We start from the raw sequence: 15,296 nt of genomic DNA on the forward strand, positions 1-15,296 counted from the left end.
TGCGATGAAACCGTTTGTGAAATGGACGCTGTTGGGGATGGCGATGCTGGCGGTGATGCTGGTGTCGGCTGGGATTACGCTGCGGTTTGCGCTGCATGGGCACGAGGTGACGATTCCGGATTTTGCGGGGATGACTGTGGGGGAGGCCAGCCAGGCGGCGCTGCGGACGGGCGTGGATCTGAATATCGAGAACAAGTTTTATTCGACCACGGTGCCCGCGGGGAGGGTCTTGTCGCAGGCGCCGGCGGCGGGGTCGCGGGTGCGGCATGGGTGGCAGGTGAGGGTGACGGAGAGTTTGGGGCCGCAGCAGGTGACGATTCCGGATGTGGTGGGAGACCCGATGCAGGAGTCGTCGATGGAGATACGCAAGATGCAGCTGGATTTGGGGACGCTGGCGCATATTGGCGCGCCGGGCGATGCGGAGATGACGCTGGCGCAGACGCCGCCACCCAATGCGGGGGTTGACCAGCCTCGGGTGAATCTGTTGCTGAGTTCGTCGGTGAATGCGTCGAGCGCGTTTGTGCTGCCGTCGTTTGTGGGGATGAGTTTTGGGGCGGCGAATCGGGCGGCGATTGGGCTGGGGTTGAAGGTGGCGACGATTGGCGGCGTGCCGGCTGCGGCGCCAGCGCCGGCCCCAGCGCCTGCGCCGGTGGTGCCGGGGCAGCCCGTGGTGCCGGCTGCGCCCGCCGCGCCTGTGGTGCCTAGCGGGGTGGTGACGGAGCAGTCGCCGGAGTCGGGGTTTAAAGCTAGTCGGGGGGATGTGGTGCGGTTGACGCTGGGGGCGAGTGGGGCTGCGGCGGCGCCTGTGGCTCCGGCGGCTCCCGCGGCGGTTCCGGTGCCGGTTGCGCACTAGGGGCGTGCGAGGTCCCAAGGATCCCTTCGATAGCTGGAATATTGGCGACTGAGGCCCAGCTCTTCCAGGCGGAGAAAGAGCAAGAACGAGAGGAAGCAGGTTCCTCGCTGCGCTCGGAATGACAGCCAGAAAAGCAAGTACGCCTAGGGGCGGTGGAGGAGGGCGGCGAAGAAACCGTCGCCGGAGAAGTTTGCGCCGGGGAGAGTGCGGAGGTGGCCGTTGCGGAGTAGGTCGGCGGGGGGCGTGGTGAGGAGGCCGGTGGTGGCTAGCTGGTCCAGGATGGGGTCCAGGGGGAGTTGGGTGATGCCGGGGGCGGCGGCGAGAGCGGCGGCGACTACTTGTTCGTTCTCTTCGGGTTCGAGGGAGCAGGTGGAGTAGAGGAGGTGGCCGCCGGGGGCTAGGCGGGCTAGCGCGGCAGTGAGGATTTCGCGCTGGCGAGTGGCCTGGCGGGCCAGGTCGGCGGGTTGGAGGCGCTGGCGGATCTCAGGATTGCGGCTGAGGGTGCCGGTGCCGCTGCAGGGGACGTCGCAGAGGATGAGGTCGAAGAGGCCTTCGGCTTCGGGGAGGGCGGTGGCGTCGGCGTGGAGGGTTTTTGTTTGGGGGGACGTGGTCTCGAGGCGGGTGGCGAGGGCCTGGAGGCGGCGGGGGTTGGCGTCGGTGGCGAGGAGATGGGCCCCGGGGTGGCGGGCTGCGAGGATTAGGGTTTTGCCGCCGGGCGCGGCGCAGGTGTCCCAGATGCGGGTGGGGGTGGGGTGAGAGGCGGCGGCTAGCTCGGCTACGAGGCGGGAGCCGTCGTCTAGGTGGGGCAGGTCGGGGGTTGAAACCCACTCTTCGTTTTCTGAGGTCATGAAACCCGAGGTTGAAACCTCGGGGTAGCTAGAAGCTGGGGGGACAACTGGGGCGTCACCGGAGAGGAAGAGGGTGTTGGGTTGGGGCTCGGTTTGGTCGTGGGTTAGGATCGCGAGTGCGGCCGCGCGGCCGTAGTTCTGTACCCAGCGGTTGGCTAGCCAGAGGGGATGCGAGAGGCGCTCGGCGAAGGCGGCCGTTGTTTCGTAGAGTTTGGGTTGGGCGGGGGGTTGGCGGGTTAGCTTTCGGAGGATCGCGTTGACCATGCCGGCGGCGTGGGGGTGTCCGGCGGCGCGGACTAGCTCGACGGATTCGGAGAGAGCGGCATGGGCGGGGATCCGGTCCAGGTGTAGGAGCTGGAACGCTCCCATACGGAGGGCGGTGGCGACGGGAGTGGGGAGGGCCTGGTCGGGACGCTGGAGGAGGGGCTGCATGCGGGCGTCGAGGGCGATCTGCCAGCGGAGGACACCGAAGACGAGGGTGTGGGCGAGGTTGCGGTCGGCCTGGGAGAGGGCGGACATGCCGGGGCCGTGGAGGAGGTCGTCGGAGTGGGCGGAGGTGTCGGCGACACGGACGAGGATGGCGAAGGCGGCGGAACGGGCGGGGGTGATAGGGGCGTGTGCGGGCGGCTGGGGCTGTGCAAAAACCTGCGCGGCGGGCCGGTTTTGCGCAGGGGTTTGCATAGGGCCATTCTTTTTAGGCGATTTAGACGATGGGGGCTTGGGCATGTGGGAATCGGTGTGGCTGTGGAAAAGCTGGGATAAATGGTAATTTGTGAACGCTGATTCAGATGGATTTGTGGATGTATTAGATTGCAAAAGTTACACAAATCATTGTATTAGAACGCTTTGCTACTATGACAAATGTTCTCCTGCATGAAGTTGAAAGTCTCGAGCGAATTTGAGGCCTGAGAGGCGCGGTTTGCCTTCTAGCTGGACTTCGTCTAGGGCAAGGACCGTGTTATGGGTGGCGCCTACGAGGAGGTGGTCGGTGGAAAAGTCCAGCTGGTTGGGGGCGAGGGTCAAGGTGGAGGTTGAGGGGTGCATGCGGTGGATGAGGAAGCGCTTGCCGCGGAAGAGAGCGTGGGCTCCGGGCCATGGGGTGAAGCCTCGCCACCGATTGTAGGTCTGCTGGGCGGTGCGATGGGCTAGATCCAGGCGGCCGTCCTCGCGGGTGAGGATGGGGGCTAACGTGGCGGCGGCGTTATCCTGCGGCTGGGGGATGATCGTTCCCTGCTCCAGACCGGAAAGGGTTTGAAGTAAGAGGCTTGCACCTATCTGTGAAAGCTGTGGATAAAGCTCTGCAGAAGTGGCATCGGGGCGTATAGGAAGGCTGTGGAAACGGAGTGTATTTCCTGTGTCGAGGCCGGCGTCGAGGAGCATGGTGGTGACGCCTGTTTCGGTTTCGCCGTTGGCGACGGCCCACTGGATGGGGGCGGCGCCTCGGTATTTGGGAAGGAGGGATCCGTGGACGTTGATGTTGCCGTAGGGCGGGAGGTCGAGCATCCATTGGGGGATGATGCGGCCGTAGGCCACGACGATGATTGCGTCTGGGGCGATTTGTTCAAGTAGCGCCTGAAGGTCTGGGTTGTTCTTTAGGCGCTCGGGTTGGAGGATGGGGAGACCGAGTTTCTGGGCTAGTTGTTTGACGGGTGGGACTTGGAGTTCGTGCTTGCGGCCGGCGGGGCGGTCGGGCTGGGTTAGGACGAGGGGGATTTCGTGGCCGGCATCGACGAGGGCCTGGAGGGTTGGGACCGCGAATTCGGGGGTTCCGCAGAAGACTAGTTTCATTTGTGCGGACCTCGGTGGTTCGGGTGAAGGAGGAAGTCCCAGGGGCTAAAGCCCAAACTCGGGGGCATGTTTAATTGCCGGGGCTAAAGCCCCGGCCTATCTCAGGTGCAAGGGCGAGGGCAGAGACAACAGCAGATTCCCAGGGGGAATGACAGAAAAAAGCAAGAGCAACGACAACGGCAGAAGCGAGAGCAACGACAACGGCAGAAGCGAGAGCAACGACAACGGCAGAAGCAAGAGCAACGACAACGGCAGAAGCAAGAGCAACGACAACGGCAGAAGCGAGAGCAACGACAACGGCAGAAGCAAGAGCAACGACAACGGCAGAAGCAAGAGCAAATACAGGGGTCTCTCCGCTACGTCCGCAAAGGCGCGGACTTCGGTCGAGATGACGAACTAAGCGGCGTTGCGAAACAGGTCAAATCAGGACTACCAGTCGCCATGCTTGATGAGCTTCTTGATGCGGCGGAGGACCAGGTCTCGTTTGAGGCGGCTTAGGCGGTCGATGAAGAGGATGCCGTGGAGGTGGTCGATTTCGTGGAGCATCGCGCGGGCTAATAGCTCTGTACCCTCTACTTCAAATACTTCCCCTTTCACGTTCTGCGCACGGACTTTAACCCAGGCGTCTCGGGCTACTTTTTCGCGGATGTCGGGGAGGGAGAGGCAGCCTTCTTCTTCTACCTGCTTGCCGCGGCGGTCGATGACTTCGGGGTTGATGAGGACGAGGCGGTCTTCGGGGCGCTCGTTGAAGCTGATGTCGATTACCGTGATTTGTTTGGAGACGGAGACCTGGGGGGCGGCGAGGCCGATGCCCTCGGCGGCGTACATGCTGTCGAACATCTCGTCGACGAATTGGGCTAGCTCGGGGGTGAACTCGGTGACGGGTTCGCCCTTCTTGAGGAGGACGGGGTCGGGGTATTTGACGACCTCGTGGAGCTTGGGGGCGGACTTGCGCACGGCGTCGCGGGTGGCGATACGGTTCTGCTTTTTGACTTCTTTGTCGTCGAGTTTGGTGTCGGTGGGCATGTTCTGTATCGGTCAGTACGGTTTTTCTCAGTAGGTGCTTATTTGATGGCAGTAGCCAGTGTAGTTGCGGTGGAGTTCGTGGAGGCTGTCGCCGCCGAATTTCTCGAGGAGGGAGCGGGCGACGGTGAGGGCGACCATGGCTTCGGCGGCGACACCAGCGGCCGGGACGACGCAGACGTCCGAGCGCTCATAGGATGCTTTGGTGGCCTCGCGGGTTTCGAAGGAGACCGAGGCGAGGGGGCGGCGGAGGGTGGAGATGGGCTTGAGGTAGCCGCGGATGACGAGGTCTTCGCCGTTGGAGATGCCGCCTTCGAGGCCGCCGGCGTTGTTGTGCTCGCGGGTGAACTTGGTGAATGGGCCGCCTGCGGCGAGGTCGCCTACGTCGCCGCTGGTGTAGCCGATGGCGTCGTGGACTTTGGAGCCGGGGGATTGGGCTGCTGTTACGCCGCGGCCTAGCTCTACGGCTTTGACGGCCTGGAGGCTCATGACGGCCTGGGCGAGGAGGCCGTCGAGGCGCTCGTCCCAGTTGACGTGTGTGCCGATGCCGGGGGGGAGGCCGTGGACTACGACTTCGAAGATGCCGCCGATGGTGTCGCCGGTGCGGAGGGCTACGTCGACTTCGGCTTTCATGCGGGCTTCGGATTCGGGGTCGACGCAGGCGAGGAGGACGTCTTCCCTGCTGGCTAATGCGGCGATTTCCTGGAAGGTGGCCTCGCGGGAGAGTTCGGCACCGCCTACGCGGGTGACGTGGCTGGCTACTTCGATGCGGAGGGCGCGGAGAAGCATCTTGGCTACGGCCCCGCAGGCTACGCGGGCGGCGGATTCGCGGGCGGAGGCTCGCTCGAGGATGTAGCGGGCGTCGGGGAAGTTGTACTTGAGGGCGCCTGCGAGGTCGGCGTGGCCTGGGCGGGGGCTGGTTACGGCTTTGTGCTTTTCGGGATCGCCTTCGGCTACGGGGAGGATCTCTTCCCAGTTCTTCCAATCCTTGTTCGCCAAGGTCATGGCGATGGGCGAGCCGATGGTGTGGCCGTGCCGGACGCCGGAGAGGATGTGGGCGGTGTCCTTTTCGATGCGCATGCGGCCGCCGCGGCCGTAGCCCTGCTGGCGACGCCAGAGCTCGTGGTCGAGGAAGGATTGGTCTACGGGGATGCCCGCGGGTAGACCGCTGAGGAGGGCTACGAGGGATTCGCCGTGGCTTTCGCCGGCTGTGGAGAAACGAAGCATGAATTATCGATTATAAGACCTGCCGTCTTATGCAGACGGGGAAAGGCCTTCGCGTGCGGGTTCGAGGAAAAGGCGTGCCCCCCGTGTCGAGATGCCGTGAAGATAGAATCGAGGTCGCAAGCTCGAACAAATTGCTGGAGGCTATCGTGCCCTGGTACCAACTCAACGATGCGAATGATCCGAAACTCGACGAGCTGTCCCGTAAATACAATCTCCATCCTTTGCACCTTGAGGACGCGCGCAGCCCGGACGAGAGCGTCAAGGTAGATACCGCGCCCCACTATACCTTTGCAGTTTTTAAACCCGTTCGCCTGGTGCCCGATCCCGACAATCCAGGCGAACAGACTCCGACTTTCAGCGCGATCGATATCTTTGCCGGTAAAGACTTCCTCATTACCATTTCAGATCCCACCTGTCCCACGACTGTCCAGGCTCTCGATCGGGCTCGTCGCGACGGCGATGACGAACATCCAGGAAAACTTCTGTCTCTTATTCTCGACACTATCGTCGATCTGTATTTTCCAGCCATCGATCACTTCGATGACCGGATTGACGATCTTGAAGACAAGGTATTCGACAATCCGTCTCCGGAGATCCTGCAAAGTATCTTTGCCATCAAGCGAGAACTCATTGATCTTCGCCGTGTATTGGTCAATACACGTGATGCCTCGCTCCATTTGCAGCGCGATCCCAACACCATCATTGATGCCGATCACCAGCCTTACGTCCGCGATACCTATGACCATATCGCGCGGCTGCTCGACTCCGTGGAAACCCAGCGCGACCTGCTGAATAATACTCTCGACATCTACCTTTCCTCGGTGGCCAACCGCACCAATGAGGTGATGAAAGTTCTAACCGTCCTCGGGACCATCGCTTTGCCTGCGCTGGCCATCTCGGGCATTTACGGTATGAACCTTAAAGGGCTTCCCTTTGAAGACTCTCCTCACGGAGCCGCATGGGTTGCAGCCGTGACGATCGTAGCGACGGTGCTCTTTCTTTATCTTCTGCGTAGATTTAAATGGCTCTGATGGACTGGCTTGCGGGTGATCGAGGTTAGTCTTTGGTGGGTTTGGTTTGGGGGGAGTTTAGCCAGGCCTGGGAGTTGAAGAGGGCGCGGTCCATGCTGCGGACCCATTCGGTTGTTTCGCTGGGGGAGCGGCCGGCGGATTGGGCGCTGGCGAATTCGTTGCGGAGAGCCTGGAACTTGGCCTCGAGATCGTCGAGCGCGCTGAGGAGCATGGCCTCGGGGGTCATGGGGAGTTTGGGGCTGCCGAATTCCAGCTTGCCGTGGTGGGAGAGGATCATGTGCTCGATGAGGAGACGGAGGTTTTGGGGAAAGGGCTCGAGGCGCGTGGATAGAGAAGCAGATCCTCCGCCTGCGGCGAAGGATGACAAGTCCAGGAGGTCCTGCGCGGAGGGCGGGAGCTGGGATTGTGCGGCCGCCTCGGCGTCCAGTTGGGTGATTTTTTCCTGGAGGAGGCGTTGGGCTATGGAGATGTGGCCGATGAGTTGGCCTTCTAGTGTGTAGTCGAAGCTGCTGCCCCAGGAGAGTTCGCGGACTTTGCCGATGTCGTGCAGGATGGCGCCGGTGACGAGGAGGTCGGGGTCGACTTCGGGGTAGAAGGGGGCGTTGGCTAGACAGACGCGCACTAGCGAGACGACATGTTCGAGGAGGCCACCGATCCAGGCGTGGTGGAGGCGCTTGGCCGCGGGGGCTTCGAGGAAGGCGGGACCGAGGGTGGGGTCGTCGAGGAAGGCGAAGACTAGGCGGCGGAGGTGCGGATTCTTGAAGGCGGCGACGTAGCTGCGGAGCTCGGCGGCCATGGAGGGGATGTCGTATTGGGTGGTGGGGATGAAGTCTGCGGTGTCGATCTCGGAGGCGGCGGCTAGACGCATCTTGGTGAGGGTGATTTGGTACTTGCCCTGGTATTTCGAGACCTGGCCCTGGACTTTGACGTAGCAGCCGGCAGAGCAGGTTTGGACGACATCGGCGAAGTCTTCCCACATGCGGGCTTCGAACTGGCCAGACTTGTCGGCTAGAGTGATGGCGAGGTATTGGCCGCTTGGCTTGCGATCGCGCGCGGTGATCGCGGCGATGAGGAAGTAGCTGGTGATGGGCTGGTTTTCGAAGCGGGCCGCGTCGGCGATGAAGAAGTCTTTCATGGGTTGGGGCAAGGATACGACAGTGGGTCGGGTGGATGCTGTGATGGGAGGGCAGTTCTTCGTTCTTAGTTGTTAGTTCTTAGTTGTTAGTTGTTGGGTTGGGCTTAAGCGGCAACGAGGGCCGGTTGGCCCTCGTTGGTGGATTCGGTGTGTTGGGTGGCTATTGGGTTGGGCTGGGGTTGGACGGAGGAGGAGGGGGGACGGGGGTTGCCAGGTTGGGGTTGACCGTGGGGGCGACCGTGTTGGGCGTCTCCGCTGGCTCCTTCGGCTTCTCCTCGAAGCGCTCCTTGACTTCGCCCTTCTTGTGGACCTTCTTCTTCTTGACGACGGTGTCGCCATTGAGGCCGAGGGGTTGGGCACGCAACTTCTCGTCCGCATTCTCGGTGGGCGTGGTGGGGAGAGGGCGGGTCTCGGCCTTGGCTTCTGCCTTGGTCAGCTTCTCCTTGGCGCTTTTCTCCTCAGCCTGGGCTTCAAAAGTAGAGAAGCGAACCTTCTTTTGGGGGCCGGTCTTGGAGGCGAAGGGATCTGCGTTGTCCTTGTCCTCATCCGCGCCGGTGCCGGTGGTGATGGTGGTGATGGCCTCGTTGGGCGACATGGCGACGCCGGGGGCCTGGCCGGTGATGGGGGCGCCGATGGAGCCGCCTACGGCGGTCTCGGCTGTTCCGTTGGGGAGTGCTTGCTCAGGCGCCTCGCCGTAGCGGATCTTCTCGCGATGAATCTTTTTGGGCTTGTAGGCGGCGGCGACTGGCTTGCCGTTCTTCTCGTCTACCTTGGCGGCGTGGGCGGCTTCCTTTTCGGCGACGCGTTCGCGAGCGGCGGCGAGTTCAACCTGGGCGCGGTTAGCCTTTTCTTGCTCGAGGCGCTGCTTGGCCTTGACCTTCTTCTTGAGCGGTGGCGCCTTGTAGGAGGTGTAGGCGATCTGCGTGGTGGTCTTCTTGGTAGGGGCGCCGGTGTCGACGAAGCCGGGGGCGATCTCGGTGTAGGCGTCGCCGCGGGCCTTAGTGAGGTAGGCGCGGAGAGCGGGCTGGAGCTGCTGGAAGTAGAGCGCCTCCTGCACCTTCTCCTCTACGGCGGAGAGCGGAGGAACGCCGGCCTTCTGGTGCGAGTCTACGCGGAGGATGACGTAGCCCTGGCGGGTACGGATGGGATCGGTCGTGCCGCCGACGGGGAGGGAGAAGGTGGCCTTTTCGAGGACATCACCGAGGGTACCGCGCTTCCAATCGCCGAGGTCTCCGCCGGCAGCGGCATTGGGACCGCCGGAGTCGGTGCGTGCAAGGTCAGCGAAGTTGCCGCCAGCGCGAAGCTTGCCGGCGATGCCGTCGGCCTTGGCCTGGGCCGCGTCAAGCTGGGCCTGGGTGGCGTTCTCGGGGGTGGGAATGAGGATCTCGCTGAGGTGCACCTGCTCAGGGACTGTGAAGTCCTGGGCGTGGGCGTTGTAGTAGGCGATCTCCTCGGTGTGGGTCATGTTGAGATGGCTGCCGACCTGGTCGCGCACGACCTGCTGGCGGATGATCTGATCGCGGATGTGCTGCTTGAAGTCTTCGAAGGAGACGCCCTGAGAGGCGGCGGCTTTCTCGAGGGCTTCCATGGAGGGGAGATTGTTTTTCTTGCGAATATCGTCGAGCTCGCGGATGGTTTCTGCATCGCCGGTGATGCCGAGTTCCTTGCCCTTGGAGAGCAGGAGCTGCTCGTCGATGAGATCGCGAAGGAGGTTATTGACGCGCTCGTCGAGGTCGGCCTGGGGGAGATTGTCCTGGCGGGCCTGCTCGAGGAGCTGCTGCTCGGCGGCCGCGTACTCGGTGCGGGTGATGATCTGGTCGTTGATGCGCGCTACGGCATCTTCGACGACGTCGCCGTTGGGGGTGATGGGCGCGGGGGTGGGCAGAGCGGGGAGGCTGAGCGTGGAGGCCGGCTCGAAGTTGGCGCCGCCAGCCGGGAAGCCGGGCTGCGGGGTCTGCGCTAGCGCGGGGGAACCGGCTACAGCGAGGAGGAAGGTGGCTACGATGCTGGTCGTGGTCGTGAACCGGCCCTGGAGGTTGATGCGTGTAAGCTTCTCGGTCATCCGTTCCTTATGCAGAACCGCCCGTGCGGGGTGCTTGCTAAGCGGTCTGATGAGGATTTGACCGCGCAGCCGGGTGGAGGTTATCTGGCAATTTCATTCTACCCGTGCGGACGCTCGTTTGGGGGCTTGGGGCTGTGGAGGGTTTGGGTGGGTGGCGGGAAGCTGAATCCATCCGCGAATGATAGAAGGAAAAGCGAGAGCAAGGGCAAGAGCAACAGCAAGGGCAAATACAGGGGTCTCTCCGCTCCGCGCTGCGCGCTCCGATCGAGATGACGGGGATTGGTGGTTGGGGGGTGGGGAGGCGGCGGCTAACCCTGCGATGTTATACTCCGTCCAACCGGAAACGGCTGCAACGACCGGGGTCCCGGCGGTGTTTTTAGCTGTTTCCTACTCCGAGGTTCTTCCCTTCCATGATGTCTTCCCCGATGCGTCGCGCACTCTTTTCAGCAACGATCTTTTTAACAGCCTGCGGGTTTGCGGGGTCGCTGGTTGGCGGCCGGGTGGCGGCGCAGTCGGCCACGGATGAGTCGCAGCTGCGCGACTCGATGAAGCAGTTTACGGACGTGTATGCGCTGGTGGAGGCGAATTACGCGAACAAGCTGAATAAAGACCAGGTAGACAAGGCGATCTACGACGGGGCGATTCCGGGGATGCTGCATGTGCTGGATCCGCACTCGAATTTCTACGATCCGAAGTCGTATGCGGAGATGCGCGAGGAGCAGAGCGGCAGGTATTACGGCGTGGGCATGCGGATTGTGCTGCAGGACAGCAAGATCGTGGTGGTGGTGCCGATGGAAGGGACGCCGGCGTATCGGGCGGGGATTCGGCCGGGCGACGTGATTCTGTCGGTGGACGGGAAATCGACCGATCATATGGACACGGCGGCCGTGGCGTCGCTGCTGAAGGGACCGCGCGGGACACATGTGGCGGTGACGATGATGCGCGAGGGGTCGGCCAAGCCGCTGACGTTTGACCTGATGCGCGATGAGATTCCAGAGAAGTCGGTTGATTTGGCGTTCATGATTCGGCCGGGGATCGGGTATATCCGGATCACGGGCGAGATGGAGACGACATCGAACGAGGTCCAGCATGCGCTGGATTCGTTTGGGCCGGGACTGCAGGGGCTGCTGATCGATCTGCGTCAGAATCCGGGCGGGCTGCTGAACCAGGCGGTGGATGTGTGCGACAAGTTCCTGAAGAAGGGCGATATCGTGGTGTCGCAGAGGGCGCGCAAGGGCGTGTTCCCGGACCAGGTGTATACGGTTCCGGGCGGCTCGAGCACGAAGTACCCGATTGTGGTGCTGGTGGATCGGAATACGGCTTCGGCTGCGGAGATTATCTCGGGCGCGCTGCAGGATCATGATCGCGCACTGATTGTGGGCGAGACGACGTTTGGCAAGGGACTCGTACAGACGGTGTTTCCGATCTCGCAAGATAGCGGGCTGGCGCTGACGACGTATCACTACTACACGCCTTCGGGACGACTGATCCAGCGGAACTATGATGGCGTTTCGCTGTATGACTACTACTATGTGCGCGATGGCGCGAAGCCGGCCAATGACACGAATAAGGAAGTGGTGAAGACCGATGCCGGGCGCACCGTGTATGGCGGCGGCGGCATTACGCCGGATGAGAAGATTGCGGCGCTGAAGAATAACAAGTTCGAGGATGAGATGCTGATTCACTACGCGTTCTCGGACTTCAGCAAGCATTACCTTGCGACCCATACCGTGACCAGGGACATGACGGTGGACGCGGCGATGCAGCAGGAGTTCAAGGACTTTTTGAAGTCGAAGAACGTGGAGTTCACCGACAAGGAGTTCGCCGATAACGTGGAGTGGGTGAAGGCGCGGATCAAGACTGAGTTGTTCACGTCGCAGTTTGGACAGGCGGCGGGCAGCCAGGTGATTACCGAGTGGGATCCGCAGGTAAATGCGGCGCTGAACTTTATGCCGGAGGCGCTGGCGCTGGAGAATCACACGCTGCCAGCGGAGCAGAAGGTGCAGACGGCTAGCACCAAGTCGGGCGCGCAGTAAAACGATTGGATGAAACACGAAGGCCGCGCTGAAGAGCGCGGCCTTTGTGTTTGTGGCGCGATGTGCGCGCTTTTGTGTCGGGCTTCAGAAAGGATGGAGCGGGAGACCGGGATCGAACCGGCGACATTCAGCTTGGGAAGCTGACGTTCTGCCACTGAACTACTCCCGCAAGTTGCTTACTTTCATCAACTTACGCGCTTTGTATCACCTCGCCTAACACCATCAAACACCACACTTGCTACACTTAGCTCATCTTCCGAGGGCTGAGATGAAATTCAATCGTGAGCGATACCAGCATGGCAGCGTCCGCAAGGTTCCACGTTCCCAAGGTTTCGCTTGGGAGTTCCGCTTCTATAGTACGGCTCCCGATGGCAAACGTAAACTCAAGGTCCAGACGTTCGACTCCGTGAAGTACCCGACCGAACGCGACGTGCGCAAGGCTGTAGAACCTCAGCTATCCGCCCTCAACTCCGGGACGCTGGCGGCAAAGATTGGCGCAACGCTTGGCACCGTGATTGACCGTTACATGGTGGAGGAGTTCCCTTCCCTTCGCCACTCGACGCAGACAACCAACAAGAGCCTCATTGACCTACACATCAGGCCCCGTTGGAAAGACGTGAAGTTGGCGGATGTCACAGCGATGGGCGTAAAGAAGTGGCTGGAGGAGCTACCGTTCGGCGCGGCGTCGAAAGCGCGGACTCGGAACATGGTGTCCAAGCTCCTGGACCTTGCCATGCTGTGGGAGTACATCCCGGTGGCGCGCAATCCGATGCAGCTTGTCCGCGTCAAGGGCAGCACGAAGCGCCTGAAGGCCATCACGATCATCACGCCGGAGCAGTTCCGTGCGCTGGTGGCGGAGCTGCCCGAACCATACAACCTCATGGTGCTGGTGTGCGGCTGTCTTGGCCTTCGTGTGAGTGAAACCCTTGGCCTCAAGTGGCAGGACTTTGACTTCGACGCATACACGCTCTCCATCGGCCAAGTCTTCACGCATGGCCGCGTCCAGAACACACCAAAGACGGACGCATCCGGCAGCGAAATCCCTGTACACCCGAAGCTCTGCAAGCTGCTCCGCGAGTTCAAAACCCGGCAAGCCCATGAGTGGCCGTGGGTGTTCGCCAGCGCCAAGACGGGCAGTCCCTACAGCGATTCAACCAGCCTAGCCAAGCACATCAAGCCCGCTGCGATGCGGCTTGGGATAGCCAACCTAGGGTGGCACACGTTTCGCCATTCCTATAAGTCGTGGATGGCTACCGCCAAGGTCAGTCCGGCACAGATGAAGGACCTGATGCGTCACTCGGACATTGAGACAACGATGAACGTCTACGGCAAGACCCTCACGCCGGAGATGCGGGCCGCCAACGCCACCGTGGCGGAGCAGCTCCTAGTTGGGTGACCCGCCCGCCAATGATATCCACTCCCCGTCTTGGCGTTGGACTCTCAGAGTCGTACCGTCGAACGTCACCGAGTAGATGCCATCCGGCAAACCCGCAGGTTCGTACACTATGGAAGCACGAGCGTAGTTGTAGTGCTCCGTGCCCGGAAGTGACACCTTCTGAGCAAACACACTGCACGAGACATCGTGACCCATGCCTACTAGGCGGCCCGGTATTGTCACAAACTCGTGGATAGACGCCACCAACACCCCCTGTCCTCGATTGTCGCACGCACTCTATTAGGCGGCGTCCCGCTCTTGCATCCAGGCAGTCAACACCGCGCGCGAGAAACGCCACTCCGCGCCCAACCGTCTATGCGGCACACCCCACGCGGCTGCCCGCTTGCGGAGGGTCACAGGATGCACGCGTAGGAGCGCGGCTGCCTCCGCCAACGTTAGTACGTCATTGGTTTCCACTTTATTGCTCCAATTCCAGGTGCCTCTCCCCTTGCACCGTGCCGTCCTTCAGAATCAAATATGGATGTGGTAGGAAAGACACACAAAGTGTGGTAAATCGTCCACATTCGCAGAATTGTTTGTGTGCCGTTATTTGTGGATGGCGGAGCTCTATTTAGATGGTATCGGCAACATTTTACCTACCCCCTAACACACTTGTTATGTGCGAGTTAGAATGAATAGATGCCCTTGGCGATTGGTACACTCACCTACTGCATCCGCGCAATGCACACCGCTTGAGTGATCGCAACCAAAACACGCGTCAAACAAGTACGTTATATAGATTGCTCTCGTATGTATATGTATATATAAATCAATGACTTACGGACCATAAATGAGAGCAATATAGGGGCCGTTTGGTGACAGACGATGCAACTCATTGATTACAGGCTGCTTGCGCTTGTTTTATTGTCACCACGGTGTCACCAACCTGTCACCACATACGCGTTAGTCTCTTCGTTTCAACAACTTGACTACTTTGCCTTTCTTGCCTGCCTTGGTGACATCATCCACAACGGCAACGCGTTCATCACGCCTCAACCCTGCGATGGCGCGCTCCCACACGGCAGTACCGGCCCTGTCTGCATGGCAAAGCCTTTGCAGTTCCCGGTGTGGAATGGATCGCTTCTGTTTCATCACGGACATGATGCGGTTTTCCCATTGCGCCTCACGTGTTTCACCTTCTGCCGGACGGTAGAACTCGCGCATCTTGGCTTGGAAGTTTGCCACCTTGATACCGGCGTCAACGTCCGACTCCAATATGTTGGCGTGACCGCGCAACCAAGCAAGATGCAGCGCCACACGGAGAGCGTGAATGTTCAACCGCGCTGCCGGTAGATCCTCAGTCTTCATCTCATCCGAAAGCCGGGCAAACCACTCATTGAGTAAGCCACGTGCGTTGGGTGAGACGGGAATGCGCGCTGGTGTCTTTTCCAATGCGGTGATGCGCGGCAAGAATACCCGCTGCATCTCTGCGAAGTCGTACTCCGGCAACGCAGCCACGGTGCGGTCATTCTCCGTGCCAATGATGTTTAGCCGAGAAAACAAACCGCTGCCTACAGATGATGAGCGCGCAAAAATGTTGTCCCATTCCGTCTTCGGGATGCCGCCCAAGATGGAATACAGCAAGCGTCCAGATTTAGCTGCCCGTTCGTTGGTGGCTGTAGTGGTGAACGAGTCGCGGTCATACAGTTCCAAGATGGCCGTTTCCAGTCCGCGTCCAGAATTCTCATTGGCGAAGTTAGCAAACAGTCCGCCAATCTCTTCCTGGATGGTGATGAAGCGCGGCAATGGCTTCCACATCTCAAGCGGACCGCGCGTCTCGCCTTTCTCCAACTTGCGCGGCTTCGTTGCCTGGATCAAGCCCGGTGCACTGGCGGGACTCACCACGTGAGCACCGAGG

General features: G+C 61.0%; 13 protein-coding genes and 1 tRNA gene. 5 read left to right on the forward strand and 9 right to left on the reverse strand.

Annotated elements, in window-relative coordinates; genetic code table 11:
- Positions 1-4: 4 nt before the first annotated feature.
- Positions 5-853, forward strand: a complete 849-nt coding sequence (locus GSQ80_RS01420) for a PASTA domain-containing protein (protein ID WP_158785732.1) — start codon at positions 5-7, stop codon at positions 851-853.
- Positions 854-996: 143 nt separating this feature from the next.
- Here the strand turns inward: GSQ80_RS01420 and GSQ80_RS01425 are convergent, their stop codons facing one another.
- Positions 997-2,382 carry an RsmB/NOP family class I SAM-dependent RNA methyltransferase gene (locus tag GSQ80_RS01425; protein ID WP_158785733.1) on the reverse strand — a complete coding sequence of 462 codons (1,386 nt, stop codon included), beginning with the start codon at positions 2,380-2,382 and terminating at the stop codon, positions 997-999.
- 171 nt (positions 2,383-2,553) lie between these two features.
- Positions 2,554-3,489: a methionyl-tRNA formyltransferase gene (gene fmt / locus GSQ80_RS01430; protein WP_158785734.1), complete on the reverse strand. Its 936-nt coding sequence runs from the start codon at positions 3,487-3,489 to the stop codon at positions 2,554-2,556.
- Positions 3,490-3,637: 148 nt separating this feature from the next.
- Between fmt and GSQ80_RS01435 the strand changes: the two genes are divergently transcribed.
- Positions 3,638-3,889 carry a hypothetical protein gene (locus tag GSQ80_RS01435; RefSeq protein WP_158785735.1) on the forward strand — a complete coding sequence of 84 codons (252 nt, stop codon included), beginning with the start codon at positions 3,638-3,640 and terminating at the stop codon, positions 3,887-3,889.
- A 29-nt stretch (positions 3,890-3,918) separates the two neighbouring features.
- Here the strand turns inward: GSQ80_RS01435 and def are convergent, their stop codons facing one another.
- Both def and aroC read right to left on the reverse strand, forming a co-directional pair.
- The gene (gene def, locus GSQ80_RS01440; protein ID WP_158785736.1) at positions 3,919-4,515 is read right to left on the reverse strand and encodes a peptide deformylase; all 597 of its coding nucleotides are present in this window, start codon (positions 4,513-4,515) and stop codon (positions 3,919-3,921) included.
- 27 nt (positions 4,516-4,542) lie between these two features.
- A complete protein-coding gene (gene aroC, locus GSQ80_RS01445) occupies positions 4,543-5,739 on the reverse strand; it encodes a chorismate synthase (RefSeq protein ID WP_158785737.1) in 1,197 nt (398 codons plus the stop codon).
- 146 nt (positions 5,740-5,885) lie between these two features.
- On the opposite strand from aroC, the gene GSQ80_RS01450 reads away from it, so the two are divergent.
- Entirely contained in the window at positions 5,886-6,770 is an 885-nt protein-coding gene (locus tag GSQ80_RS01450; protein ID WP_158785738.1) for a magnesium transporter CorA family protein, read from the forward strand.
- A 25-nt stretch (positions 6,771-6,795) separates the two neighbouring features.
- Here GSQ80_RS01450 and GSQ80_RS01455 read toward each other — a convergent pair whose 3' ends face one another.
- A complete protein-coding gene (locus tag GSQ80_RS01455) occupies positions 6,796-7,905 on the reverse strand; it encodes a 3'-5' exoribonuclease YhaM family protein (protein WP_158785739.1) in 1,110 nt (369 codons plus the stop codon).
- 160 nt (positions 7,906-8,065) lie between these two features.
- Complete coding sequence (locus tag GSQ80_RS01460) at positions 8,066-9,967, reverse strand: peptidylprolyl isomerase (RefSeq protein WP_158785740.1); 1,902 nt, start codon at positions 9,965-9,967, stop codon at positions 8,066-8,068.
- Positions 9,968-10,392: 425 nt separating this feature from the next.
- Between GSQ80_RS01460 and GSQ80_RS01465 the strand changes: the two genes are divergently transcribed.
- Positions 10,393-12,003: a S41 family peptidase gene (locus GSQ80_RS01465; RefSeq protein WP_254059386.1), complete on the forward strand. Its 1,611-nt coding sequence runs from the start codon at positions 10,393-10,395 to the stop codon at positions 12,001-12,003.
- Between the two features lie 94 nt (positions 12,004-12,097).
- On the opposite strand, the gene GSQ80_RS01470 is transcribed toward GSQ80_RS01465, so the two are convergent.
- Positions 12,098-12,172 (reverse strand) — tRNA-Gly (locus GSQ80_RS01470).
- Between the two features lie 99 nt (positions 12,173-12,271).
- On the opposite strand from GSQ80_RS01470, the gene GSQ80_RS01475 reads away from it, so the two are divergent.
- Entirely contained in the window at positions 12,272-13,399 is a 1,128-nt protein-coding gene (locus GSQ80_RS01475; protein WP_158785741.1) for a site-specific integrase, read from the forward strand.
- Between the two features lie 279 nt (positions 13,400-13,678).
- Here GSQ80_RS01475 and GSQ80_RS01480 read toward each other — a convergent pair whose 3' ends face one another.
- Both GSQ80_RS01480 and GSQ80_RS01485 read right to left on the reverse strand, forming a co-directional pair.
- Complete coding sequence (locus tag GSQ80_RS01480; RefSeq protein WP_158785742.1) at positions 13,679-13,855, reverse strand: helix-turn-helix domain-containing protein; 177 nt, start codon at positions 13,853-13,855, stop codon at positions 13,679-13,681.
- Between the two features lie 486 nt (positions 13,856-14,341).
- A partial coding sequence (locus GSQ80_RS01485) for a DUF3987 domain-containing protein (protein WP_158785743.1) occupies positions 14,342-15,296 on the reverse strand: 955 nt, incomplete at its 5' end.

It is taken from the genome of Granulicella sp. L46, from assembly GCF_009765785.1.
In the GTDB taxonomy this organism is placed as follows: Bacteria; Acidobacteriota; Terriglobia; order Terriglobales; family Acidobacteriaceae; genus Granulicella.